This is a genomic window from Caulobacter segnis (assembly GCF_031454995.1).
In the GTDB taxonomy this organism is placed as follows: Bacteria; Pseudomonadota; Alphaproteobacteria; order Caulobacterales; family Caulobacteraceae; genus Caulobacter; species Caulobacter segnis_E.
Window position 1 is genome coordinate 492,655 of record NZ_JAVDRV010000002.1, and the last position, 24,120, is coordinate 516,774.

Sequence of the window (24,120 nt, forward strand, 5' to 3'; positions counted from 1 at the left end):
TCGAAACGGTATTACTCAAACTACTCCGGACGTCGTCCGGCGCTCCGCGTCCCTTTCCATCCCTTCAGCGGGCGACCGCGTGAAGTGGCGGGTGCGTGCGTTCAAAATCCTCCCCCCAGCGGGGGAGGTGTCGGCTCGAAGAGACGACGGAGGGGGAGGAGGCAAGGTCAGCGGGACTTCCCCCACCGTCCGCTTCGCGGACACCTCCCCCGCTAGGGGGAGGATTTGTGGCCTACAGATCCAAATCCGCCGACGCGAACTCGGCGTTTTCCTGGATGAACCTGAACCGCAGCTCGGGTTTACGGCCCATCAGGGTCTCGACCAGTTCCTCGACGCTTTCCTCGTGGCGGGGCAGGGTGACGCGGGCCAGGGTGCGCTTTTTGGGGTCCATGGTGGTCTCCTTCAGCTGGGAGGCCATCATCTCGCCCAGGCCCTTGAAGCGGCCGATCTCGGGCTTCTTGCCCTTGAAGACCGTGGCCAGGAGCTCGTCCTTGTGGGCGTCGTCGCGGGCGTACTCGCTCTTGCCGCCGTGGGCGATGCGGTACAGCGGCGGCAGGGCCAGGAAGAGGTGCCCCTGGCGGATCACGTCCGGCATGGTGCGGTAGAAGAAGGTGATCAGCAGGGAGGCGATGTGGGCGCCGTCGACGTCGGCGTCGGTCATGATGATGATCCGCTCGTAGCGCAGATCCTCTTCACGGTACTTGCTGCCGCCCTGGGCTCCCAGGGCCAGCATCAGGTCCGACAGCTCCTTGTTGGCGGTGAACTTCTCGCCGGACGCGGAGGCGACGTTCAGGATCTTGCCGCGCAGGGGCAGGATCGCCTGGTACTTGCGGTCGCGGGCCTGCTTGGCCGAGCCGCCGGCGCTGTCGCCTTCGACGATGAACAGCTCGGCGCCGTCGACCGCCCCGCCGGCGCAGTCGGCCAGCTTGCCGGGCAGACGCAGCTTGCGGGTCGCCGAGGCGCGGGAGACTTCCTTGTCCTTGCGGCGCTTGAGGCGTTCCTCGGCCCGCTCGATGACGAATTCCAGCAGGGCCTGGGCGTTTTTCGGGCTGGAGCTTAGCCACAGGTCGAACGGGTCGCGCAGGGCCGCCTCGACGAAGCGCTGGGCCTCGGTGGTCGAGAGCTTCTCCTTGGTCTGGCCCTGGAACTCGGGGTTCTTGATGAACACCGAGATCAGCGCCCCGGCCTGGGCGACGACGTCGTCGGCGGTGATGATCGCGCCGCGCTTCTCGCCCTTGAGGTCCGCATAGGCCTTGAGGCCGCGGGTCAGGGCGGCGCGGAAGCCGCTCTCGTGGGTGCCGCCCTCGGGCGTGGGGACGGTGTTGCAGTACGACTGCATGAAGCCGTCGTGCTCGCCGAAGCCCTGGGGCGTCCAGGTCACGGCCCACTCGACCGCGCCGGCCTCGCCCTGGCGCTCGATGCGGCCCGAGAAGCTCTCGGGCGTGATCGTGGTCAGGCCCTTGGCGCGCTCGGCCAGGAAGTCGGCCAGGCCGTTGGGGAAGTGGAAGGTGGCTTCGGGCGGGGTCTGGTCATGGATCCGCGAGGGATCACAGGACCATTTGATCTGAACGCCGCGGAACAGGTACGCCTTGGACCGCGCCATGCGGTACAGGCGCGCCGGCTTGAAGTTGGTCCCGTCGCCGAAGATCTCGTCGTCGGGCTTGAAGCGCACCATGGTGCCCTTCTTCTTCGACGGGGCGACCTGCTGGATCGGACCCAGCGGCTTGCCGCGCGAGAAAACCTGCAGGTGCTCGAAGCCGTCGCGCCAGACGGTGACCTCGACGCGCTCGGACAGGGCGTTGACGACGCTGGCGCCGACGCCGTGCAGGCCGCCGGAGGTCTCGTAGGCCTTGCCCGTGAACTTACCGCCGGCGTGCAGGACGGTCATGATGACCTCCAGCGCCGACTTGCCGGGGTACTTCGGGTGCGGGTCCACGGGCATGCCGCGGCCGTCGTCCTTGACCGACAGGAAGCCGTCGGCGTCGAGCTTGACCTCGATGGTCTTGGCGAAGCCGGCCACGGCCTCGTCCATCGAGTTGTCCAGCACTTCGGCGAACAGGTGGTGCAGGGCCCGCTCGTCGGTGCCGCCGATGTACATGCCCGGCCGCTTGCGGACCGGCTCCAGGCCTTCCAGCACCTCGATGTCGGCGGCCGAGTACTCGCCGGGCTTGCCGGCGGGCGCGGGGGCGGGCTTGGACGAGGGCGGGGGCGGCGGGATCGGACGCGGCGTCGCCTCGACGCGCGGCTCCACGCCGCTCAGCAGCGGCGCGGCCGGAACCGGGGCGAGGGCGTCGTCGTCGCCAAACAGGGAGGGGGTCTTATCGGAGGATGACATCAGGGGAAGTCTAGGCGATTCGAACGCGGGGGCCTCGTATGGCGGGCCCGGCTTCCCCTGAAAAGAGAAAATGAAATCCTCTCCCGGTGGGAGAGGTGTCGCCGCCAGGCGACGGAGAGGGAAGGGACAGGCTTCGCCGGACTTCCCCCTCCGTCTGTTTCACGGCCGCCTCCCCCGCTAGGGAGGAGGCAGTCTCAGCGATAGGCCGGCGGATAGCCGCTCTGGTCGCTGGCGACGTAGCGGGCCTTCAGCTGCTCGTGGCGGCCGTCCTTGGGCTGCTCGACGCCGCCGACCAGGACCGTGGTGGGCCAGCTGGTGGTCTCCAGTGGGTCGCCATTCCAGACCACGACGTCGGCCAGCTTGCCGACCTCGAGCGAGCCGACCTTGGCGTCCTGGCCCCAGATCTTGGCCGGGACCAGGGTCACGGCGGCGAGCGCCGCCGGGTAGGGGAGGCCGTTGGCGACCGCCAGACCGGCGTTCAGGCGCTCTTGGCGCAGGTTGTTGAAGTCCCGCGAGCCGTTGATCGCCACCGACACGCCGGCGGCGTGCAGGCGGGCGGCGTTGTCGAGCCGCGAAGCCAGGGCCTCGAAACTATCGGGCAGGTCGGCCTGGGGATCGAGGATGACCGGCGCGCCGGCCTTGGCGATCTCGGGCGCGACCATCCAGCCTTCCTCGACGCCTTCGAGGACGATCTTGATCTTCTCCTCGGCCGCCAGCTTCAGCGCCTGGCGGATGTCGGCGGCGCGGGAGACGCGGATCAGCAGCGGGATCTTGCCCTGCACGACCGGGATCAGGGCCGCGAGGTCCAGGCGCGAGAGACCGAAGTCGCGGGTGGCGCCTTGCTCGAAGGCCGCGCGGCGGGCGGCGAAGGCGCGGGCGTCCTCGAGCGCCGAGCGGATCAGGATCAGGTTGGCGCCGCGCGAGCCGCCGGCGGCTCGAGCGCCGCTTTCGCCCAGCGAGACGGTGACGGCCAGCTTGCTGGCTTCCACGATGTCGGGGGCACCGGCCTTCAAGCGGATGAACGCGGCCTGGCCGCCGAACAGCGGCGGGTCGCCGTCGCCGCTCTTGCCGGCGGTCATCTCCTCGACCTCGCCGTCGTCTGCGTGCTGATGGGCGCCGCCGCCCGTCCCGGTCAGCACCGGCGTCACCGCCGAGCTGGTGATCCCGCCGTCACGGGCCAGGCCGATGAAGGTCGAGGCGGGGTTGATCGCGTAGCTGATGTCAAAGGCGGCCGAAAGCGCGTTGCCGGTGCCGTCGTCGCGGGTCTCGCGCACGCCGCTGATCTCGGACGCGCCGAGGTTCGAGGACGGGGCGATGAAGCCGGGAGTAACGACGCCGCCCTTGGCGTCGATCACCTTGGCGCCGGCCGGAACCGTGACCGTGGCGCCGAGAGCGGCGATCTTGCCGTCCTTGATCACCAGGGCCCCGTTCGGGATCGCGGCGCTGGAGACCGGCTCGATCCGGGCGTTGACGATGGCGACCGTCTGGGCCGCCGCAGGGAGGGCCAGGGCGCAGGCGGCGCTGGCGAGAAGCAGAGACCGGATCATCAGTTGAACGCTCCCTGGCCGGGTTGGCCGAGCTCGAAATCGGACTTGGGCTGGAAGCGCGCGTCCTTGCGGTCGTAGATCAGCGCGCCATCGATGAAGACCTTCTCGGCCTGGGCGTAGACGCTGAACGGGTCGCGGCTCCAGACGACGATGTCGGCGGCCTTGCCGGGCTCGAGGCTGCCGGTCTTGTCGGCGATGCCCATGGCCTTGGCCGGGTTGGCCGTGATCCACTTGATCGCTTCGGCGCGCGGGATATCGAGGCCCAGCTTGGCGCCGGCGGCCATGGCGATGGCGGCTTCCTGGTTCAGCCGCTGGGTCATGATCGCGTCGTCGGAGTGGATGACCACGCAGGCGCCGTTCTTCCAGAGGATCGCGGCGTTGGCGTCGATGCCGTCCAGGCTTTCCATCTTGAAGCCGGTCCACGAGGCCCAGGTGGCCGAGCAGATGCCTTCCTTGGCCAGCAACGGCGCGATCTTGTAGCTCTCGATCGCGTGGTGGAACATCGTGATCTTGTAGCCAAACTCCTTGGCGATATCGATCATCACCGCTTCTTCGTCGGCCCGGTAGCAGTGGTTCTGCACCAGGATCTCGCCCTTCAGCACGCCGGCCAGGGTTTCCATCTGCAGGTCGCGCTTGGGCGGATCGCCCTTCTCACCCTTCTGCTGCTTGGCGCGGAAGTCGTCCCACTTGCGCGCGTACTCGGCCGCGTCGATCCAGGCCTTGCGGTAACCGAACACGTTGCCCATCGCCGTCGAGGGCGAGCGGCCCTTGCCGCCGTAGACGCGCTTTGGATTCTCACCGCAGGCCATCTTCAGGCCGTAGGGCGCGTCGGGGAACTTCATGCCCTGCGTGGTCAGGGACGGCACGTTCTTCAGCGTCACCGAGCGGCCGCCGAACAGGTTGGCCGAGCCGGGGAGGATTTGCAGGGTCGTGACGCCGCCGGCGCGGGCGCGGTTGAAGCCCGGATCCTGCGGCCAGACGGAGTGCTCGGCCCAGACCTGGGCGGTGTTCGGGTCGGTGGCCTCGTTGCCGTCCGAGCGCGCCGAGACGCCGGGCGAAGGGTAGACGCCGAGGTGGCTATGGGCGTCGATGACGCCCGGCGTGATCCATTTGCCGGTCGCGTCGACCTTGACGACCTCGGCCGGGATCGGCGTGTCCGGTCCGCCCACGGCGACGATCTTGCCGCCCGAGGCGATGACCACGCCGTTCTCGATCTGCTGGCCCGTGGCGGTCAGCACGGTCGCGCCGACGAAGGCCGTCGGGCGGGACGGGAAGGGCGTGTAGGTCGAGGGGAAGCCGGTCGAGACCTGACCGTCCAGTCCCTTGGGCAGCGGCTTGGCCTCGGCCTTCTCGGCGGGCTTGACGCTGGCTTGATTGGACTTGGCGGGCGCGCTGGTCTCGGTGGTCGCGCAGGCTGAAAGCCCCAGCGCGAGCAGGCTCGCGGCGGTCGCCGCGTAACGCCATCTGATCATGAAAAACCCCGACTCTCCAAGAGAGCGAAAGGACAGACGAAAAGGCGCGCCTTATCAAGCCGGACAACGTTCGGTGGAGCATCTCTCGAGCAAAAACCTTGCACGCGTGACGTCCCGCGCGGCCATCGCCCGTTATGCTGGCTGCTGACAAGATAAGGCTCGCGCTGGATCATATCCGTCGAGCATCAAGGGGGCCCTATGAGCGGGATCAAGATGGCCAGACGTGGCGCGCTGGCGGGCGGCTTGGCCGCGGCCGCCGCGCTTTCGAGCGTCGCCAAATCGCGGGAGAGGAAGTCCATGTACGGATTGATCGGTCAGATGCTGGCCACGCCCGGCAAGCGGGACGAACTGCTGGCGATCCTCGCCGAGGGCACGGACGGGATGCCTGGGTGCCTGAGCTATGTGATCGCCAAGGATCCGACCAACGCCGACGCGCTTTGGATCACCGAGGTCTGGACCGACAAGGACGCCCACGCCGCGTCTCTGAAATTGCCGGCCGTGCGAGCGGCGATCGGCAAGGCCCGGCCGATCATCGCGGGATTTCCCCAGCACTTCGAAACCGAGCCGGTGGTCGGACAGGGGCTGAAGGTCTGACAACAAGAAAAAGGCCGCGGATCGCTCCGCGGCCTTCGTCCTTCGTGGGTCTATTCGACTTTAGAAGTGAGCGTCGATCGAAACGCCAACCACGCGCGGTTCGTTGACGAACGCGGTCAGGTTGTTGAAGTCGATGGCGCCCTTGATGTTGCTCTCGTTGGTGATGTTGCGGGCGAAAGCCGCCACTTCCCAGCCGCCTTCCTTGTTGGCGTAGCCCAGCTTCAGGCCGCCTTCGAAGTCGCCCTTCGTGTAGAATTCCTTCGACTGGTACAGGAAGATGTTGGTGTACCCCTGCACCTTCCAGTCCGTGTAGGCGAACAGCTCGCCCGAGGCGATCGGGTAGCTGTAGCGCGCCGTGAAATCGAAGGTGTACTTCGGGGCGTTCGGGAACGGGTTGCCGTTGACCAGGGCCAGGCCGCCAGCGGTCAGTTGATCGGTCACGGTGCAGGCGGCGCAGGGCGCGACGGCCAGGGCGCTGTCCTTGATCTTGGTGTGGGCGTAGCTGTAGCCGGCCGTGACGACGAAGTTCGGGGTGACCACGAATTCGCTGTCCAGCTCCAGGCCGTAGGCCTCGCCCTTCTTGGCGTTGATCAGTCGGTTGGAGTTCGAACCGCCGCCGACGGCGCTGAACTGCGGGTCGTCGATCGTGTAGGTGAAGACCGCGCCGTTCAGGCGGACGCGACGGTCGAACAGCTCGCTCTTCAGGCCCAGCTCGTAGGACGTGATCGTCTCGGACTTGGCGGCCGAGGCCGGCGAACCGAAGGCGATGTCGCGACCCTGGATGGACGGGCCACGGAAGCCCGAGGCGACCTTCGCGTAGACGCTGACGTCCTCGTCGATCTTGTAGAACGCCGACAGGTCCCAGGTCAGTTTCGAGTCCGACACCGACACCGACGGCGCGTTGTTCGGACCCGAGACGACGTTCATGTCCTTGTCGTCGTCGGTGTAGCGCAGGCCGCCCGTCAGGGTCAGCTGGTCATTGACCGCGTACGAGGCTTGGCCGAAGGCCGCCCAGGCCTTGTTCTTCTGGCGCAGGGTGGTGGCCGGCATGAAGAACGGGTCGGTGCGGATGTCGTACTTGGTGTCGAAGTAGAAGCCGCCGACCTGCCACTTCAGCGGACCGTCGGTGTCGCTGGCCAGGCGGACTTCCTGGGTCCACTGGAACAGGTTCTTGATGCCGTCCCGGGTGTTCGACTGGAACGGGATGAAGCCCGGGCCCGTCGGGTTGCCGCCGTCGATGTCGCCCAGGCTGGAGCCGTGGGTGTTCTCGTACGCCGTGATCGAGGTCAGCTTGGCGCCGTCGAAGTCGTACTCGATGTTCGCCGAAGCGCCGTAGCCCTTGTACTTCTGCGGGTTGTTGGCGGTGTTGTCGAAGGCGACCTTGTCGCGTTGGTAGTTGCTGTTCAGCTTGTTCGAGCCCTTGGTCAGCACGTTGGCGCGGAACACCGCGGCGGTGCCGTCCAGGTCGCGGGCGTGGACGTTGAACAGGGCCGAGAGCTTTTCGGTCGGCGTGAACAGCACTTGCAGGCGGCCGGCCTTTTCATTGAAGCCGCCCAGCGCGTTGTTCTTCTTGGTGAAGGTGTTGTCGATCCAGTCATCGCGGTGCTGGAACAGAACCGAGGCGCGGGCCGCGACCTTGCCTTCGACCAGGGCGCCGCCGACGCCGCCGTCGAAGGTGAAGGTGTTGTAGCTGCCGTAGGTCGCCGTCGCGCGGCCCTTCATCTCTTCCGTCGGCTTGACGGTGGCGAACTTGACGATGCCTGCGGTCGTGTTGCGACCAAACAGCGTGCCTTGCGGGCCACGCAGCACTTCGACCTGTTCGAGGTCATAGATCGGCGAGCTCTTCAGCACGACGTTCTCGAGGACGACGTCGTCCTGGATGATCGACACGGGTTGCGATGCGGCCAGATCGAAATCGGCGTTGCCCAGGCCGCGAATGTAGAAGCGCGGAGCGGCGCGGCCGTTCGAGGACTCGGCGTAGAGGCCAGGAGCCTTGGCCGAAAGGGCCAGGATGTCCTCGCCCGCGGCGAAGGTGGATTGGAGCTTCTCGCCGCCGATCGCGGCGACCGAGACCGGCACGTCCTGCAGATTTTCGCTACGCTTCTGGGCGGTGATGATGATTTCGCCGACCTTGGTGTCCTGAGCGAACGCCGCTGGCGCGACGGTCATCGCCGAGGTCAGGGCCGTCAGGCCGCAGGACAGAGTCAGGGCGCGACGAAGGGAGCTGTTGAGCTTGGGCATGGAGAGATCCTGTTGTGAATCTTGGACGCCGGGTCGCTCGTTCTGACTGGAGCGTTGGCGGCGATTCCGTTTGCGCTGCGATAGGCCAAGTCTCGGCCTCGCGGATATCTCTCGCCATGTGATTTGAGCCGCAATCGGCTGATTACGTCCGTTATGTTGCGAAGTTGCGACATTTTTGTTCAGTCGCTGCCTCTAAGTAATAAATCATTCCCAGTTTTGGCGGCCGCTCTTCTTGCGGCGCGCAACGAAAAAGGGCCGGAGATCGCTCTCCGGCCCTTGGTCTGTCCTTAGGCTCTCGCCCTTAGCACTTGTAGTACATGTCGAACTCGACGGGGTGCGGGTGCAGTTGCAGGCGCATCACTTCTTCCATCTTCAGCTCGATGTAGCTGTCGATGAAATCGTCGTCCATGACGCCGCCGGCCTTCAGGAAGGCGCGGTCCTTGTCCAGGCTCTCCAGGGCTTCGCGCAGCGAGCCGCAGACTTCCGGGATCTTCTTCTGCTCGCGGGGCGGCAGGTCGTAGAGGTTCTTGTCGGCCGGAGCGCCCGGGTCGATCTTGTTGATGATGCCGTCCAGGCCGGCCATCAGCAGGGCGACGAAGGTCAGGTACGGGTTGCCCATCGGATCGGGGAAGCGGGCTTCCAGGCGCTTGGCCTTCGGGCTGTCGACGTGCGGGATGCGGATCGAGGCCGAGCGGTTACGCGAGCTGTAGGCCAGCTTCACCGGGGCTTCGTAGCCGGGCACCAGGCGCTTGTACGAGTTCGTCGTCGAGTTCGAGAACGCGTTGATCGCCTTGGCGTGCTTGATGATGCCGCCGATGTACCACAGGCACTCTTGCGACAGGCCGGCGTACTTGTCGCCGGCGAACAGCGGCTTGCCGTCCTGCCAGATCGACTGGTGCACGTGCATGCCTGAGCCGTTGTCGGCGAACATCGGCTTGGCCATGAAGGTGGCCGTCTTGCCGTAGGCGGCCGCGACGTTGTGGATGACGTACTTATAGAGCTGCATCCGGTCGGCCATGGTGACCATGGTGTCGAACTTCAGGCCGAGTTCGTGCTGGGCGGGCGCCACTTCGTGGTGGTGCTTTTCCGGCTTCATGCCCAGCTCGCCCATGACGGCCAGCATTTCGCCGCGCAGGTCCTGGCAGCTGTCGACCGGGTTCACCGGGAAGTAGCCGCCCTTCGGGCCCGGGCGGTGGCCCATGTTGCCTTCCGGATATTCCTTGCCCGAGTTCACCGGCAGTTCGGTGGAGTCGTAGGAGTAGCCGGTGTTGTTCGGCGCGGTCGACCAGCGCACGTCGTCGAAGATGAAGAACTCGGCTTCCGGACCGAAGTACACGGTGTCGCCCACGCCGGCCGACTTGACGTAGTTCAGCGCGGCCTTGGCGATCGAGCGCGGGTCGCGGTTATAGGGGGTGCCGGTGTCGGGGTTCACGACGTCGCAGAACAGGGCCAGCGTGGTCTGCTGGTAGAACGGGTCGATGATCGCGCTGTCCAGATCCGGACGCAGCTTCATGTCCGACTCGTTGATGGCCTTCCAGCCGGCGATCGACGAACCGTCGAACATGGTGCCGTCGTTGAGGAAGTCGTCGTCGACGAGGTCGATGTCGAAGGTGACGTGCTGCATCTTGCCGCGCACGTCGGTGAAGCGGACGTCGACGTACTTGACGTCCTTTTCCTTGATCAGGTTCAGGATATCCTTGGCGGTGGTCATTCCGTATCCCCTTTGTAGAACTCTCTTAGGTGTTGTCGGTCAGGCCTAAACGGCGGCCGGACCGTTTTCTCCGGTTCGGATGCGGATCACTTCCGCGATCTCCGAGACGAAAATCTTGCCGTCGCCGATGCGGCCCGTGCGGGCGGCGCGGGTGATGGCTTCCAGCGCGGGGTCGAGCTGGCTGTCCTCGACGACCACCTCGACCTTGATCTTGGGGAGGAAGTCCACGACGTACTCGGCGCCGCGATAGAGCTCGGTGTGGCCCTTCTGGCGGCCATAACCCTTGGCTTCGAGCACGGTCATGCCTTGGACGCCCATATCCTGCAGGGCCTCCTTCACCTCATCCAGCTTGAACGGCTTGATGATGGCTTCGATCTTCTTCATCGGTTCCACTTTCGGGCCCGTCGGCGGCGAACCGCCTTCTCTGAGCGGGCAACCATCACGGCGCCCCTTGGCCCGCAAGCGAGTGGGGGGCACAAAACTGACCAAGCGGTTGACTTCCGAGAGCCTGTTCAAAAATTAGACTGACGGCGCCGCTTTTTGGGGCATTGCCAGAATGTCGCCCAAATGCGCTTGCGACGCTCGGTTTCGAGCCTAGGATCGCCCCCAACGAGTGTTTGAATGGGGGTGGAGATGCGCGACGACACGCCGGTTTTGATCGGCGCTGGCCAATTCACGTATCGCGGAGATGCGGGAAATTCGCCTTCTCCCCTGGAATTGCTGAAAGTTGCGGCGGAACGCGCCGCTCTCGATGCCGGGGTGAAGGGGGCCGTTCTTGCCGATCTCGACGCTTTGGCGGTCGTGGCGTTCAGCATCGACGCTCCGGGAGGGTTGTCTAAACTACCGCTTCCGCGACTGTCCGACCCGCCGTCGTCCCTGGCGCGAGCGCTTTCGGCCAGTCCGGCTTGGAGCGTCTATACCGAAACGGGGGGCAACAGCCCGCAGCAGGCGGTCAATGTCGTCTGCGAGCGGATCGCCCAAGGCGAGGCGCAACTGGCCCTGGTGAGCGGCGCCGAGTTTCTTGGCTCGCTGATGAAGAGGATGAAGGGCGGCCTCGGTTTCGAGGGCTGGGCGGACGGCATCGACAGCAAGCCGCGACGGATCGGGGATCCGCGCCCTGGCGTGACGGCGCAAGAGGCGGCGCATGGGCTGGGCTACCCCGTCAACACCTATCCGCTATTCGAGAACGCGCTCCGGGCGCGCGACGGTCGTTCGATCGAGGACCATCAGAGGGGACTGGGCGCGTTGTTCGCGCCCTTCACCAGGGTGGCGGCCGCCAACCCGTATGCCTGGTTCCCCGTCGAGCGCTCGGCCGAGGAGCTCATCACCGTCACCGACCGCAATCGGATGGTCGGCTTTCCTTATCCCAAATACCTCAACGCCATCATGGAGGTGGACCAGTCCGCCGCCGTTCTGATCGCCAGTGTTCGCAAGGCGCGGGAGCTGGGGATTCCGGAAGACAAGTGGGTGTTCCTGCACGGTTGCGCCGATGCCTCCGACCTCTGGTATCCGCTGGAGCGGCAGGACTATCATTCCAGCCCCGCCATGCGGCTGACAGGGGAGCGGGCCTTTGAGATGGCCGGGATCACGGCGGCTGACCTGTCGCTGATCGATCTCTATTCCTGCTTTCCCTCGGCGGTGCGGATCGGAGCCGAGGAACTGGGCTTGGCCCTGGATGATCCGAGGGGCCTGACCGTGACTGGCGGTCTGCCGTACTTCGGCGGACCTGGGAACAACTACGCCCTCCACGCCATCGCCGAGATGGTGACGCGTCTGAGGGGGCGGCCGGGCGCCTATGGACTTTCGACCGCCAACGGCTGGTTCCTGACCAAGCAATCGGTCGGGATCTATTCGACTAGGCCGGTGGAGGAGCGCTGGGAGCGTCAGTCGCCGGCGGTTCTGCAGGCCAAGATCGACGCCTTGCCGCATCCCGAGATCGTCGAAAAGCCGGAAGGCCGCGCTCGGATCGAGACCTACACGGTCGTCCACGGACGCGAGGGCGCGCGGATGGGGATCGTGATTGGCCGCGACGCCCAGGATCGTCGCTTCGTGGCTCAAACGCCGGACGATCCGGCGGTGCTGCGCGATCTGGAGAGCCGCGAAGGCGTCGGCCGGCTGGGTACGGTCGGCGCCCACCCCGACGGCGTCCGCAATCTCTTCACGCCGGACTGAGCGCATGAAGAGCATTCATGTCATCCGTCACGGACGGCCCGCCTCGACCTGGGGCGGGGCTGACGATGATCCTGGCCTGGATGCGGCGGGGTTGGAGCAGGCGAGGGCGGTCGCCCGCGAGATCCTGGCCCTGCCGACGGCGTCGAGGCCCGGTCGCGTCGTGTCTTCGCCGCTGCGTCGCTGTCGCGAGACCGCCGCGCCACTGGCCGAGGCCCTCGGGGTGGAGGTCGAGATCGATCCCCGCGTCGGCGAGATTCCGACGCCGCGGGGGTTATCGGCCAGCGAGCGTCCGGATTGGCTGCGGAGGGCTTTCCTAGGCCGCTGGGCCGAGATCGAGGGCGATCTGGACTATGCGGCGTGGGCGCGGGGCGTGGCGAGCGCCATCCTGGATCACGCCGGCGCGGCGGTGTTCAGTCACTTCGTCGCCCTGAACGCGGCGGTCGCCGTGGCGACGGGACGGGAGGAGGTCGTCGTCTTTCGTCCGGACCATTGTTCGCGCACGACCTTTGAGGCCGAGGGCGACCGCTTGATCCTGGTGGAGAAAGGGCGCGAAGCTCAGAGCCAAGTGCTTTGAAGGAGTCGCCGTGGCGCGAGAGATCCTGACCGTCGCCCAGATGACCGCCGCCGACCACGCCGCCGTGGCCGCCGGGACGCCAATCCAGGTCCTGATGGAGCGGGCCGGGGAGGCGGTCGCGAACGCGGTCCGGGCTCGATATGGCCGTCAGCCTGTCGTGATCTGGTGCGGTCCTGGCGACAATGGCGGCGACGGCTATGTCGCCGCGCGTCATCTGAAGCGCCGTGGCTGGCCCGTCGTCGTCGAGGCGGCCTATCCCCCGGCCACGGAGGCCGCGCGCTGGGCCGCTTCGCGCTGGAAGGGCGAGGTTCGACCGCTCTCTTCGCGGCTCGCGCCAGAACACCTCTATATAGATGCTCTGTTCGGCGCTGGGCTGTCGCGTCCGCTGGAGGCCGAGGTCGCGGAACTGGCGCGAACCGCGCGAGCGGCTGACCCGCGCATCGTCGCGGTCGATACGCCCTCGGGCGTTCATGGCGACACCGGTCGCGCGCTAGGAGGCGTGGCCTTTCGCGCCGAGATGACCGTGACCTTCCATCGCCGGAAACCGGCCCATGTCCTCGCGGAAGGGCGCGAAGCTTGCGGCGAGGTGGTGGTCGCGGACATCGGGCTGGGTCTGGTCGAGGCCATGGACCTGTTCGAGAACGACCCCGACCTCTGGTTGGCGCGTTTTCCCTGGCCCGCCTTCGACGCGCACAAGCATAGCCGAGGGCGGCTGAAGGTCGTCAGCGGCGAAGCCTGGAGCACGGGCGCCGCCCGACTCGCGGCGCGGGGCGGTCTTCGCGTGGGCGCGGGCGCCGTGACGGTGTTGTCTCCGCCCAGCGCGCTGGCCGTGAACGCCGCGCATCTGGAAGCGGTCATGCTGGCCCCGTTCGAATCCGACGCCGATCTGGCCATCGCCGCCGAGGACGCGGACGCGGTGATCATCGGCCCCGCGGCGGGCGTGGGCGAGGCGACCGCACGTAATCTCATGGCCCTGGCGCGGACCGGCGCGGCTCTGGTGGTCGACGCCGACGCCCTGACCAGCTTTCGCCACGACCCCGAGGCCCTGTTTGCCTGCCTGGACCGTGACGACGTTCTCACACCGCATCCCGGAGAGTTCGAGCGCGTTTTTCCGGGTCTTCTGGCCCGTTCGCCCGAGCGGATCACCGCGGCTCGAGAAGCCTCGCGGCTGGCTGGGGCCGTGGTCCTGCTCAAGGGGGCCGACACGGTCGTCGCCGCGCCGGACGGCAGAGCGTCCGTGTTGCTGACTGGAACGCCCTGGCTCGCGACCGCTGGCTCGGGCGATGTGCTCGCCGGCTTCATCGGCGGCCTCATCGCGCAAGGCATGGAGAGCTTCGAGGCCGCTTGCGCGGGCGCCTGGCTCCACGCGGCGTGCGGCGCGCGCCATGGGCCGGGCCTGATCGCGGAGGATCTTCCCGGCCTGGCGCCCGCTGTATTGGCCGAGCTTTACGTGAAACGCTGAGCGCACTTGCGCCACGCGCTCCAAATCCGTAATCCCCGTCACACGCGGATGTGGCGAAACTGGTAGACGCACTGGATTTAGGTTCCAGCGCCGCGAGGCGTGGAGGTTCGAGTCCTCTCATCCGCACCACCCTTCTCACTGGGTCTTTGTGGCCCCGTGAGTTTTATCGCCGCCGCTCTTGGATGCTCGCGCACGTCGTGACATAAGGGCGCTCTTTCGCCGCCCCGGTCCTCGCGGGCGGCGTCGATCTTTTGGACCCCAAGGGCGGAGCTCGGGCGCCCGGCGCCCCGACCCGAAAATTAAGAATGTCGATGCAGATCGTTGAAAAGTCGGGCGAAGGCCTCAGCCGCGTTTTTGGCGTCACGGTGCCCGCGAGTGAACTGGCCACCCGTCTGGATGCGCGGATCGCCGAAGTCGCCCCGCAGATGAACGTGAAGGGCTTCCGTCCCGGCAAGGTGCCGACGGCCCACGTGCGCCGCATGTACGGCAAGGCCCTGATGGGCGAGGTCATCGAGCAGGCGCTCAACGAGACCACCCAGAAGGTCCTGGAAGAGAACAAGCTGCGCCCGGCTGGTCAGCCCGAGCTGAACCCGTCGTCGGACATGGAAAAGGTCATGGCTGGCGGCGAAGACCTGGCCTTCGAACTGGCCGTCGAGGTGATGCCCGAGTTCGAGCCGATCGACCCGGCTTCGATCGAGCTGGTGAAGCCGGTCTACAAGGTCGCCGACGCCGAGGTCGACGAGGCCCTGGACGAGCTGGCCAAGCAAGCCCGCACCTATGAACCGCGCACCGGCAAGACCGTGAAGGCCAAGGACGGCGATCAGCTGCTGATCAACTTCGTCGGCACGATCGACGGCGTCGAGTTCGCCGGCGGCAAGGCCGAAGGCGCCGAGCTGGTCTTGGGTTCGGGTCAGTTCATCCCAGGCTTCGAAGACCAACTGGTCGGCGCCAAGCCGGGCGACGAGATCGTCGTGAAGGTGAAGTTCCCGGAAGAGTACCAAGCCAAGGAACTGGCCGGTAAGGACGCCGAGTTCGCCACCAAGGTGACCGAAGTCCGCGCTCCGGTCGACGGCAAGGCCGACGACGAGCTGGCCAAGCGCCTGGGCCTGTCGGACCTGGCGGCTCTGAAGGAGCTGCTGCGCTCGAACCTGTCGGGCCGCTACGACAACTCGTCGCGCTTCAAGCTGAAGCGCGCCCTGCTGGACGTCCTGGACACCAAGCACGACTTCCCGCTGCCGCCGCGCATGGTCGAAGCCGAGTTTGCCGGCATCTGGCAACAGGTCGAGGCCGACAAGGCCCGCGGCGGCCTGCCGCCGGAAGACGCCGAGAAGTCGGAAGACCAACTGAAGGACGAGTACCGCAAGATCGCCGAGCGCCGCGTGCGCCTGGGTCTGGTGCTCGCCGAGATCGGCCGCAAGAACGACGTGGTCGTCACCGACCAGGAACTGACCGACGCCATCATGCGCGAAGCTCGCCAATACGGCGCGCAAGCCCAGCAGGTGTTCGACATGTACCGCCAGCGCGCCGACCTGCAGGCCGCTCTGCGCGCCCCGATCTACGAAGACAAGGTCGTGGACCTGATCTTCGGCAAGGCCAAGGTCGAGGAAAAGGAAGTCTCCAAGGACGAGCTCCTGGAAGAAGACGACCTGCCGGAAGGCTACGGCGGCTAACTACCGCCGCTTCCGAGAGACAAGGCGTGATCCTCTGGGTCACGCCTTTTTTCTTGCGTGACTCCTAAAACGGGAGGATCGTAAAACGCGTCCTCAGGTAGAGCGGAGCGTAGGGGTGAAAGTTCTGATCGCAGGCGTTGCCGCAGCCATGCTCGCCACCGCCACCGCCGCCTACGCCGGCGTCCAGGCCAAGGTCGAATCGATCGACCCGGCGACCGTCCGGATTTCCGTGCCGCCCGAAAAGGGCCTGAAGCTCGACAAGATGCGCGCCATCTTCCTGCGGGCCGCGAGCCAAGAAGCGCTCGATCGCGGCTACGAATGGTTCCAGATCATAGAGGTTGTCGACAACAGTCGTCAGCGGACTGTCGAGCGGCCGGGGATGAACTCGGCGGTCTCGAGCGCAGGCGGCGGTTACACGCCCTTGCGCTCCGGCCTCATGCTCACGGCCGGGCCCGAAAAGGTGCAAGTGGTTGATAGCGGCGTGATCGCTGTCGTCACCTTTGGAAGGGGCCAAAGGCCCGAAAACGCGAACGTCGCCGACGCTCGGGAGATGTTGGCGAAGCTGCGCTAGTTTGGGAACCCGTTTCGATAGAGGAGAGAACGCATGAGAAGCATCACTATCGCCTTGGCGGCGATCAGCTTGGCTGGCGTTGGGAGCGCGGCCTTCGCGGCCCCGAAGGTCAGTATTCAGTCGATCGACGCAGAGACGGCCCGCGTGACGGTCGCGCCTCAGGCGGGACAAAAGTTCCCACAGGTGCGCGCCGCGTTCCTGCGGGCGACCAGCGAAGAGGCGCTGCGCCGAGGTTATGATTGGTTCGATCTGCGATACGTCGCGGACACCACGCGCCAGCGCGACGTCACGCCGCCTCTCTTCTATCGCTCCATGACTGGTTCAGCGTCCTCGGGTATCTACACGGTCACGATTAGCGGAGACGCGATGCTCGTTCCGCCCGCGCCAACGCGGGTCTTCGAGCCCGGTGTCGACGCCTTGGTCACGTTCGGCAAGGGACCTAAGCCTGACAAGGCGACCACGGCCGACGCTCGGGCCGTTTTGGATGAGCTTCACTGAGGCCAGTCGATTTCGATGGAGGCGTGTCATGAAATCTTGGCTACTCGGCCCGGCGGCGACGCTAACGCTTCTTTCCGGTGTTGCTCAGGCCGCGCCCACAATCGATGTTCAGTCCACCGATCCGAGAATGGCTCGCGTGACAGTTCAGGGGCGCTCGGGTGAAGGTTTTCCCGAGTTGCGGGAGGCCTTTCTCCGCGCCGTCAGCGAGGAAACCCTTCGAAGGGGATGTGACTGGTTCGACATACGGTCAGCTTCGGACACTACGCGTCAGCGAACCCGCGCGTGGGATATGCAGCGGCCGGACAATATGATCGCCGCGACCAGCCCCTATATGTTGATGGCGATGTCCAGTCGGCCGGCCAATCCGCCTGGGGCTTCCGAGCCTGGCGTGGCGACGCTGGTCACCTTCGGTAAAGGACGCAAACCCGATGTGGCTACCGCCGCCGATGCTCGCGCCGTCTTGGCCAAGTTGAACTAGCGGTCCTGGCGCGTCGCGATCTCTGGATCGCGGCGTCGCCTCCGCTTCTCGGCGGAGCCCCCACGCCGTGTCGGCTTGCATCTTGGCGCATGCGACGCGATATGCATTGGGATGTCGCGGGCGGGACTGATTCTCTTCCTCCGCGCGCCAAGCGAGAAGGGCTTTATGCATGATGTATGATCCGGTTTCGACCGCGATGAACCTCGTTCCCATGGTGGTCGAGCAGACGAGCCGCGGCGAGCGCGCGTTCGACATCTTCTCGCGGCTGCTGAAGGAGCGGATCATCTTCCTGACCGGCCCCGTCGAGGACGGCATGGCCAGCCTGATCTGCGCGCAGCTTCTCTTCCTGGAGTCCGAGAACCCCAAGAAAGAGATCGCCATGTACATCAATTCGCCGGGCGGCGTGGTGACGGCCGGTCTCGCGATCTACGACACCATGCAGTACATCAAGAGCCCGGTCTCGACGGTGTGCATGGGCATGGCCGCCTCGATGGGCAGCCTGCTGCTCGCCGCTGGCGCCGCCGGTCAGCGCATCAGCCTGCCGAACGCTCGCATCATGGTGCACCAGCCGTCGGGCGGTTTCCGCGGCCAGGCCTCGGACATCGAGCGCCACGCTGAGGACATCATCAAGACCAAGCGTCGCTTGAACGAAATCTACGTCAAGCACTGCGGCCGCACCTATGAGGAGGTCGAGCGCACCCTTGATCGCGACCACTTCATGAGCGCCGACGAAGCCAAGGCCTGGGGCCTGGTCGACCACGTGTACGACAGCCGCGAAGCGGCCGAGGCCGGCGCCGAATAGGCGTCAGTCCGCTAAAAGAAGAGCCGCCGGTCATCCGATCGGCGGCTTTTTTCTTGTCCGGAGGGTGCGACTAATCCGCTCAGGTGACCGGTTTGCCCCGGAAGATCCGGTAACCCTTCTCCTCGGCGATCGCGAGCATCTCAGTGTCGCCGGAGGTGTCGCCATAGGCGGCCGTCAGATGGACGTCCGGCCCGAAGATTTCGCGCAGGCGCACGACCTTTTCCTTGGCCCGGCAGTTGGCGCCGTCGAGCCCGCCGAGGATGCGCCCATCCTCCGAACACATCAGTCGCGTGCCGATCAGCACATCGGCGCCGAGGCCTCGCGCGAACGGCGCGACCGTGATCTCGGGCGATGCGGTGACGATCACGATCCGCGCGCCCTTGGCCCGCCAGGCGCGCCACACCGCCACCGCGTCGGGGCGGAGCAGGGAAGGGGCGAAGGCCTGGGCGAAGGCCCGCGCGTCGGCCTCGATCTCGGCGACCGTCGCGCCCTTCAGGAACTCGCGAACGGCGGCGGCCTTGAGTTTTCCACGGTTGCGGTCGAACACATAGGTCAGCAGGGCCGGGGTCAGGCGGAGAACTCCACGCGTCCAGCGCCGGCGGCCGGAGCGCCATTTCAGGAAGGCGTTGAAGCTGTCCTTGACCGTCAGGGTCCCGTCGAAATCGAAGGCCACGAGCGCCCGCTCATGACCCATTTCGCCGGTCATCGGGCGCGAGGCGCTCAACCCCTTCGACATCAACGAACGCTTGGCCATAGACCTTCCATGCCGTCGCGTGACGCGCGCCGGTTCCATACGATTCCAGTACCCGTAATAAGGGCTTCGGCGGGGGGCGGTAAGGCCCCAAGTCGCGCAACGCTTGCACCCAAGCGCCAATCGCCCAATTTAGATGGCGAGGTCATGACACGATCGGTCGCGTTGAAGCGTTTGAGGCGGGAAAGGCGCCGGCAAGGCTTGTGAAGCGCGCCCGGATCGGGGAATGTCAAGGATTAGACAACTCCCGGCGTATATCCTGGCTGCTTCGGTGGCGGCTTATGCGCTCGGAGGGGCGTCTCGGCGTTAAGCCGTATGTCGCCATAGTGTGAGAAGCGATCATGACGAAAGCCGCGAGCGGCGACACGAAAAGCACTCTCTACTGTTCTTTCTGCGGAAAGAGCCAACATGAGGTGCGCAAGCTCATCGCGGGACCGACGGTGTTCATTTGTGATGAATGCGTCGAGCTCTGCATGGACATCATCCGCGAAGAGCACAAGATCGCCTTCGTGAAGTCCAAGGACGGCGTGCCCACGCCGCGCGAAATCTGCGAAGTCCTGGACGATTACGTGATCGGGCAAGGCCACGCGAAGAAGGTTCTCGCGGTGGCGGTCCACAATCACTACAAACGCCTCAACCACGCGTCGAAGAACAACGACGTCGAACTGGCCAAGTCGAACATCCTGCTGGTCGGCCCGACCGGCACGGGTAAGACCCTGCTGGCTCAGACCCTGGCTCGAATCATCGACGTGCCGTTCACGATGGCCGACGCCACGACGCTGACCGAAGCCGGTTACGTCGGCGAAGACGTCGAGAACATCGTGCTGAAGCTGCTGCAAGCCGCCGACTACAACGTCGAGCGCGCCCAGCGCGGCATCGTCTACATCGACGAAATCGACAAGATCAGCCGCAAGTCCGACAATCCGTCGATTACCCGCGACGTATCGGGCGAGGGCGTGCAGCAAGCTCTGCTGAAGATCATGGAAGGCACCGTCGCCTCCGTGCCGCCGCAAGGCGGGCGTAAGCATCCGCAGCAGGAATTCCTGCAGGTCGACACGACGAACATCCTGTTCATCTGCGGCGGCGCCTTCGCCGGGCTCGAGAAGATCATCTCGGCGCGCGGCGCGGCTAAGTCGATCGGCTTCGGCGCCAAGGTGACCGATCCGGAAGAGCGTCGCACGGGCGAGATCCTGCGGAACGTCGAGCCCGACGACCTGCAGCGCTTCGGCCTGATCCCGGAATTCATCGGCCGTCTGCCGGTGGTCGCGACCCTGGAGGACCTCGACGAGGCCGCCCTGGTCAAGATCCTGACCGAGCCGAAGAACGCCTTCGTCAAGCAGTACCAGCGCCTGTTCGAGATGGAGAACATCGGCCTGACCTTCACCGAGGACGCCCTACACCAGGTCGCCAAGAAGGCCATCGCCCGCAAGACCGGCGCGCGCGGTTTGCGTTCGATCATGGAAGGCATCCTGCTGGAGACCATGTTCGAGCTGCCCAACTACGAGGGCGTCGAGGAAGTGGTGGTCAACGCCGAGGTCGTCGAAGGCCGGGCTCAGCCGCTGCTGATCTACGCGGAGAAGAAGGGCGGCGCGGCCTCGGCCTAATCGTCCGCTTCCGAAGATCAAGGGCGCGTCTTCCCTGTGGAGGCGCGCCCTTTTTCGTGGATAACCCGCTTTGGGGCGCATCGTTGTCGCGACGCCGATGCATCGCGGTCTCAGCCCCCGCAGGTGAAGGAAAGCGCTTAAAAGTCCGGATCTTGGATGAACGTGCCTAGTCATGGCGAAGGGGCGGCATGCCCGTTTCAACTTGGCCGGACATGCGCGACCTGTCGCCGCTGTGAGGCGAGTACGCTTGAACCCTGTTGTAAAACGTCCACATAAATAACGACATTCCGCCCAGTCCAGGGCGGACGGGTCGATCGACTCAGGCGCATCGTCTGACGTGACGGCGGCCCGCATGGCCAAGGCGCTTCCCTCGCCGCGGCCGGGAGTATTGAGCACATGTCCGAACTACGTACGCTTCCTGTCTTGCCGCTGCGGGACATTGTTGTTTTCCCGCACATGGTGGTCCCGCTCTTCGTGGGCCGCGACAAGTCCGTGCGCGCCCTCGAGGAAGTGATGCGCGGCGACAAGCAGATCCTGCTCGTGACGCAGAAGAACTCGGCGGATGATGATCCGGCGCCGGGCGACATCTTCGACGTCGGCGTGCTGGCCACCGTTCTGCAACTTCTGAAACTGCCCGATGGCACCGTGAAGGTTCTGGTCGAGGGCAAGGGCCGCGCGGCCGTCGTGAAGTTCACCGACCAAGAGGCCTATTACGAGGCCCATATCGGCGAGGTCAGCGAAGACGAAGGCGCGGGTCCCGAGGCCGAAGCCTTGTCGCGCGCGGTCGTCGAGCAGTTCGAAAACTACGTCAAGCTGAACAAGAAGGTGCCGCCGGAAGCCCTGGCCTCGATCCCGCAGATCGCCGAGCCGGGCAAGCTGGCCGACAGCATCGCCGCGCACCTTTCCGTCAAGATCGGCGACAAGCAGAACCTGCTCGAGATCTTCGACGTCGTGAAGCGCCTGGAAAAGGTCTTCGCCCTCATGGAAGGCGAGATCTCGGTGCTGCAGGTCGAGAAGAAGATCCGCTCGCGCGTGAAGCGCCAGATGGAGAAGACCCAGCGCGAGTACTATCTGAACGAGCAGATGAAGGCGATCCAGCGCGAGCTGGGCGATCCGGATGACGCGCGCGATGAACTGATCGACCTCGAAAAGCGCATCAAGAAGACCAAGCTGTCGAAGGAAGCGCGGGCCAAGGCCGAGGGCGAGCTGAAGAAGCTGCGCAACATGAGCCCGATGTCGGCCGAGAGCACGGTCGTTCGGAACTATCTCGACTGGCTGCTGTCGATCCCGTGGGGCAAGGCCAAGACCAAGAAGATCGACCTGACGGAGGCCGAGGGCATCCTCGACGCCGATCACTACGGTCTGGAAAAGGTCAAGGAACGGATCCTGGAGTACCTGGCCGTTCAGGCCCGCACCAACTCCCTGAAGGGTCCGATCCTGTGCCTGGTCGGCCCTCCGGGCGTTGGCAAGACCTCGCTAGGCAAGTCGCTGGCCAAGGCCACGGGCCGCGAGTTCGTGCGTATGAGCCTCGGCGGCGTGCGTGACGAAGCCGAGATCCGCGGTCACCGCCGCACCTACATCGGTTCGATGCCCGGCAAGGTCATCCAGTCGATGAAGAAGGCCAAGACCACCAACGCCTTCGTTCTGCTGGACGAGATCGACAAGATGGGCAGCGACTACCGCGGCGATCCCGCCTCGGCGCTGCTGGAGGTGCTGGATCCCTCGCAGAACTCGACGTTCGGCGACCACTACCTGGAAGTCGACTACGACCTGTCGCAGGTGATGTTCGTCACGACGGCCAACAGCCTGAACATGCCCCAGCCGCTGCTGGACCGCATGGAGATCATCCGCATCCCCGGCTACACCGAGGACGAGAAGCTGGAGATCGCCAAGCGGCACATCCTGCCGAAGCTGTCCAAGGACCATGGTCTGAAGCCGGCCGAGTTTATCGTGCCGGACAAGGCGATCCGCGACCTGATCCGCTACTACACGCGGGAAGCTGGCGTGCGGTCGTTGGAGCGGGAACTGGGCGCCTTGGCGCGCAAGACGGTCCGTGACCTGGCCCGCGAGAAGCTGACCTCGATCACGATCGACGACGAGCGCCTGGCCAAGTACGCGGGCGTCAAGAAGTACCGCTATGGCGAGACCGACGAGGTCGACCAGGTCGGCATCGTCACGGGCTTGGCCTGGACGGAGTTCGGCGGCGACATCCTGACCATCGAAGCCGTGAAGATGCCGGGCAAGGGTCGCATGCAGATCACCGGCAACCTCAAGGAGGTGATGAAGGAGTCGATCTCGGCGGCCAACAGCTACGTGCGGTCGCGGGCGCTGCAGTTTGGCGTCAAGCCGCCGGTCTTCGAGAAGACCGACGTACACATCCACGTGCCGGACGGCGCCACCCCCAAGGATGGTCCGTCGGCCGGTATCGCCATGGCCCTGGCCATGGTCTCGGTGCTGACCGGTATTCCCATCCGCAAGGATATCGCCATGACTGGCGAGATCACCTTGCGCGGCCGGGTCACCGCGATTGGCGGCCTGAAGGAGAAGCTGCTCGCGGCCCTGCGCTCCGGCGTGAAGACCGTGCTGATCCCGCAGGAGAACGAGAAGGACCTCGTGGACGTGCCTCAAAGTGTCAAGGATGGCCTTGAGATCATCCCGGTCTCGACGGTCGACGAGGTGCTCAAGCATGCCCTGACCGGTCCGCTCACCCCGGTCGAGTGGAATGAGGCCGAGGAGCCGATTGCTGCGGGTGCGAAGAAGGATGACGGCGACAGCGACGCTATTCTGACGCACTAAGCGTAACTTATCGACGATAACTTATGCGGCGCGGGAGTTTCCCGCGCCGCTCTCGTTTGACGAGGCATTTTCTGCCGCCATAATCCCGAGCGAGCTCAGCGCCGTAAGCGAAAACACGTCGCAGCTCAGGCTGGGAGAAAAACATGACCACAAAAGCCGAACTCGTCACGGCGATCGCCGAGAAGGCGGGCATCAACAAGAACCAAGCCAAGGACGCGCTGGAAGCCTTTATCGACGCCGTCACCGACTCCCTCAAGTCGGGCCAGGACGTACGCCTGGTCGGTTTCGGCACGTTCAAGGCTGTCGCGCGCGCCGCTGGCACGGCGCGAAATCCGCGCACGGGCGAGACGGTCAACCGTCCCGCGTCGAAGACCGCGCGTTTCCAGGTCGGCGAAGGCCTGAAGTCGTCTCTGAACGGCTGATCCAGTTTCTGTTTAAGGAAGGCGGGGCGTCGCGGGGGCTGACGTTCCGCCTTTCGCATTTCGGGCTTTGCCCGATCGCGCGCGCCCGCTAGAAGCGGCGGCCTTGGAGCGCGTTGCGTTAAGTGTGAGCGACTAAACCGCTCGAACGCGCTCCAAGCGTATGGCGGTAGAGCCTGCTTGTCTGGTCTAGAGGTTACCATCTAGATCGGGCCGGCTTCAGAGGGCAGTTAGCTCAGCGGTAGAGCGTCTCGTTTACACCGAGAGGGTCGGGGGTTCGATCCCCTCACTGCCCACCACTTCCTCCTCCGGCGCGATCGGCGCGAGGCGTCCACCCCGAGCGCGGCGCCCGCCGTCATGTGGCGTAGCGCCCGGACGCAAGTCGAGTTATGGCTAATCCAGGCTTCGGGCCGTGGCCGTGTC

Annotated in this window: 19 protein-coding genes and 2 tRNA genes; 14 read left to right on the plus strand and 7 right to left on the minus strand. The window is 65.6% G+C overall.

The window, feature by feature from the left end; translation table 11 throughout:
* Positions 1 to 232: 232 nt before the first annotated feature.
* The 3 genes from parE to J2728_RS08505 all read right to left on the minus strand — a co-directional run bounded on the left by parE (position 233) and on the right by J2728_RS08505 (position 5,354).
* Complete coding sequence (parE, locus tag J2728_RS08495) at positions 233 to 2,335, minus strand: DNA topoisomerase IV subunit B (protein WP_309998321.1); 2,103 nt, start codon at positions 2,333 to 2,335, stop codon at positions 233 to 235.
* 194 nt (positions 2,336 to 2,529) lie between these two features.
* Complete coding sequence (locus J2728_RS08500; protein ID WP_309998323.1) at positions 2,530 to 3,882, minus strand: amidohydrolase family protein; 1,353 nt, start codon at positions 3,880 to 3,882, stop codon at positions 2,530 to 2,532.
* Positions 3,882 to 5,354 carry an amidohydrolase gene (locus tag J2728_RS08505; protein WP_309998326.1) on the minus strand — a complete coding sequence of 491 codons (1,473 nt, stop codon included), beginning with the start codon at positions 5,352 to 5,354 and terminating at the stop codon, positions 3,882 to 3,884. The genes J2728_RS08500 and J2728_RS08505 overlap by 1 nt, the downstream gene beginning before the upstream one ends.
* Before the next feature lie 198 nt (positions 5,355 to 5,552).
* Here J2728_RS08505 and J2728_RS08510 point away from each other — a divergent pair, with 198 nt between their 5' ends.
* Entirely contained in the window at positions 5,553 to 5,948 is a 396-nt protein-coding gene (locus tag J2728_RS08510; RefSeq protein WP_309998327.1) for a putative quinol monooxygenase, read from the plus strand.
* A 60-nt stretch (positions 5,949 to 6,008) separates the two neighbouring features.
* Here the strand turns inward: J2728_RS08510 and J2728_RS08515 are convergent, their stop codons facing one another.
* From J2728_RS08515 to J2728_RS08525, 3 genes are all read right to left on the minus strand, one after another.
* Complete coding sequence (locus J2728_RS08515) at positions 6,009 to 8,189, minus strand: TonB-dependent receptor (RefSeq protein WP_309998330.1); 2,181 nt, start codon at positions 8,187 to 8,189, stop codon at positions 6,009 to 6,011.
* A 301-nt stretch (positions 8,190 to 8,490) separates the two neighbouring features.
* Positions 8,491 to 9,900 carry a type I glutamate--ammonia ligase gene (gene glnA / locus J2728_RS08520; RefSeq protein ID WP_309998333.1) on the minus strand — a complete coding sequence of 470 codons (1,410 nt, stop codon included), beginning with the start codon at positions 9,898 to 9,900 and terminating at the stop codon, positions 8,491 to 8,493.
* Positions 9,901 to 9,945: 45 nt separating this feature from the next.
* Positions 9,946 to 10,284, minus strand: coding sequence for a P-II family nitrogen regulator (locus J2728_RS08525; RefSeq protein WP_013079372.1), 339 nt, complete (start codon positions 10,282 to 10,284; stop codon positions 9,946 to 9,948).
* A 237-nt stretch (positions 10,285 to 10,521) separates the two neighbouring features.
* On the opposite strand from J2728_RS08525, the gene J2728_RS08530 reads away from it, so the two are divergent.
* The 9 genes from J2728_RS08530 to J2728_RS08570 all read left to right on the plus strand — a co-directional run bounded on the left by J2728_RS08530 (position 10,522) and on the right by J2728_RS08570 (position 18,127).
* Complete coding sequence (locus J2728_RS08530) at positions 10,522 to 12,072, plus strand: acetyl-CoA acetyltransferase (protein WP_309998334.1); 1,551 nt, start codon at positions 10,522 to 10,524, stop codon at positions 12,070 to 12,072.
* A 4-nt stretch (positions 12,073 to 12,076) separates the two neighbouring features.
* Positions 12,077 to 12,646: a histidine phosphatase family protein gene (locus J2728_RS08535; protein ID WP_309998335.1), complete on the plus strand. Its 570-nt coding sequence runs from the start codon at positions 12,077 to 12,079 to the stop codon at positions 12,644 to 12,646.
* Positions 12,647 to 12,656: 10 nt separating this feature from the next.
* Positions 12,657 to 14,108: an NAD(P)H-hydrate dehydratase gene (locus J2728_RS08540; RefSeq protein ID WP_309998336.1), complete on the plus strand. Its 1,452-nt coding sequence runs from the start codon at positions 12,657 to 12,659 to the stop codon at positions 14,106 to 14,108.
* 44 nt (positions 14,109 to 14,152) lie between these two features.
* Positions 14,153 to 14,237, plus strand: a tRNA-Leu gene (locus J2728_RS08545).
* Between the two features lie 182 nt (positions 14,238 to 14,419).
* Complete coding sequence (gene tig / locus J2728_RS08550) at positions 14,420 to 15,778, plus strand: trigger factor (RefSeq protein ID WP_309998337.1); 1,359 nt, start codon at positions 14,420 to 14,422, stop codon at positions 15,776 to 15,778.
* Positions 15,779 to 15,893: 115 nt separating this feature from the next.
* Positions 15,894 to 16,349, plus strand: coding sequence for a hypothetical protein (locus J2728_RS08555; protein ID WP_309998338.1), 456 nt, complete (start codon positions 15,894 to 15,896; stop codon positions 16,347 to 16,349).
* Positions 16,350 to 16,382: 33 nt separating this feature from the next.
* Positions 16,383 to 16,847 (plus strand): hypothetical protein, encoded by a 465-nt coding sequence (locus tag J2728_RS08560; RefSeq protein ID WP_309998339.1) that lies wholly within the window; start codon positions 16,383 to 16,385, stop codon positions 16,845 to 16,847.
* 28 nt (positions 16,848 to 16,875) lie between these two features.
* On the plus strand, positions 16,876 to 17,325 hold the full coding sequence (locus J2728_RS08565; protein ID WP_309998340.1) for a hypothetical protein: 450 nt from the start codon (positions 16,876 to 16,878) through the stop codon (positions 17,323 to 17,325).
* 169 nt (positions 17,326 to 17,494) lie between these two features.
* The gene (locus J2728_RS08570; protein ID WP_013079367.1) at positions 17,495 to 18,127 is read left to right on the plus strand and encodes an ATP-dependent Clp protease proteolytic subunit; all 633 of its coding nucleotides are present in this window, start codon (positions 17,495 to 17,497) and stop codon (positions 18,125 to 18,127) included.
* Positions 18,128 to 18,206: 79 nt separating this feature from the next.
* Here the strand turns inward: J2728_RS08570 and J2728_RS08575 are convergent, their stop codons facing one another.
* Positions 18,207 to 18,881 (minus strand): HAD-IB family hydrolase, encoded by a 675-nt coding sequence (locus tag J2728_RS08575; protein WP_309998344.1) that lies wholly within the window; start codon positions 18,879 to 18,881, stop codon positions 18,207 to 18,209.
* A gap of 338 nt (positions 18,882 to 19,219) precedes the next feature.
* Between J2728_RS08575 and clpX the strand changes: the two genes are divergently transcribed.
* From clpX to J2728_RS08595, 4 genes are all read left to right on the plus strand, one after another.
* A complete protein-coding gene (gene clpX, locus J2728_RS08580) occupies positions 19,220 to 20,482 on the plus strand; it encodes an ATP-dependent Clp protease ATP-binding subunit ClpX (RefSeq protein ID WP_099442820.1) in 1,263 nt (420 codons plus the stop codon).
* A gap of 396 nt (positions 20,483 to 20,878) precedes the next feature.
* Positions 20,879 to 23,278 (plus strand): endopeptidase La, encoded by a 2,400-nt coding sequence (gene lon / locus J2728_RS08585; protein ID WP_309998347.1) that lies wholly within the window; start codon positions 20,879 to 20,881, stop codon positions 23,276 to 23,278.
* Between the two features lie 143 nt (positions 23,279 to 23,421).
* Positions 23,422 to 23,700 (plus strand): HU family DNA-binding protein, encoded by a 279-nt coding sequence (locus J2728_RS08590; RefSeq protein WP_172271492.1) that lies wholly within the window; start codon positions 23,422 to 23,424, stop codon positions 23,698 to 23,700.
* A 221-nt stretch (positions 23,701 to 23,921) separates the two neighbouring features.
* Positions 23,922 to 23,996, plus strand: a tRNA-Val gene (locus J2728_RS08595).
* Positions 23,997 to 24,120: the final 124 nt, after the last annotated feature.

What these genes read in the sequence shown, in the direction of transcription:
- J2728_RS08535 (WP_309998335.1), top strand. Translation starts at nt 12,077, where the DNA reads ATGAAGAGCATTCATGTCATCCGTCACGGACGGCCCGCCTCGACCTGG.
- tig (WP_309998337.1), top strand. Translation starts at nt 14,420, where the DNA reads ATGCAGATCGTTGAAAAGTCGGGCGAAGGCCTCAGCCGCGTTTTTGGC.
- J2728_RS08515 (WP_309998330.1), bottom strand. Translation starts at nt 8,189, where the DNA reads ATGCCCAAGCTCAACAGCTCCCTTCGTCGCGCCCTGACTCTGTCCTGC.
- J2728_RS08565 (WP_309998340.1), top strand. Translation starts at nt 16,876, where the DNA reads ATGAAATCTTGGCTACTCGGCCCGGCGGCGACGCTAACGCTTCTTTCC.
- parE (WP_309998321.1), bottom strand. Translation starts at nt 2,335, where the DNA reads ATGTCATCCTCCGATAAGACCCCCTCCCTGTTTGGCGACGACGACGCC.
- J2728_RS08575 (WP_309998344.1), bottom strand. Translation starts at nt 18,881, where the DNA reads ATGGCCAAGCGTTCGTTGATGTCGAAGGGGTTGAGCGCCTCGCGCCCG.
- J2728_RS08505 (WP_309998326.1), bottom strand. Translation starts at nt 5,354, where the DNA reads ATGATCAGATGGCGTTACGCGGCGACCGCCGCGAGCCTGCTCGCGCTG.
- J2728_RS08560 (WP_309998339.1), top strand. Translation starts at nt 16,383, where the DNA reads ATGAGAAGCATCACTATCGCCTTGGCGGCGATCAGCTTGGCTGGCGTT.
- J2728_RS08510 (WP_309998327.1), top strand. Translation starts at nt 5,553, where the DNA reads ATGAGCGGGATCAAGATGGCCAGACGTGGCGCGCTGGCGGGCGGCTTG.
- lon (WP_309998347.1), top strand. Translation starts at nt 20,879, where the DNA reads ATGTCCGAACTACGTACGCTTCCTGTCTTGCCGCTGCGGGACATTGTT.
- J2728_RS08500 (WP_309998323.1), bottom strand. Translation starts at nt 3,882, where the DNA reads ATGATCCGGTCTCTGCTTCTCGCCAGCGCCGCCTGCGCCCTGGCCCTC.
- J2728_RS08570 (WP_013079367.1), top strand. Translation starts at nt 17,495, where the DNA reads ATGATGTATGATCCGGTTTCGACCGCGATGAACCTCGTTCCCATGGTG.
- J2728_RS08530 (WP_309998334.1), top strand. Translation starts at nt 10,522, where the DNA reads ATGGGGGTGGAGATGCGCGACGACACGCCGGTTTTGATCGGCGCTGGC.
- glnA (WP_309998333.1), bottom strand. Translation starts at nt 9,900, where the DNA reads ATGACCACCGCCAAGGATATCCTGAACCTGATCAAGGAAAAGGACGTC.
- clpX (WP_099442820.1), top strand. Translation starts at nt 19,220, where the DNA reads ATGACGAAAGCCGCGAGCGGCGACACGAAAAGCACTCTCTACTGTTCT.
- J2728_RS08525 (WP_013079372.1), bottom strand. Translation starts at nt 10,284, where the DNA reads ATGAAGAAGATCGAAGCCATCATCAAGCCGTTCAAGCTGGATGAGGTG.
- J2728_RS08590 (WP_172271492.1), top strand. Translation starts at nt 23,422, where the DNA reads ATGACCACAAAAGCCGAACTCGTCACGGCGATCGCCGAGAAGGCGGGC.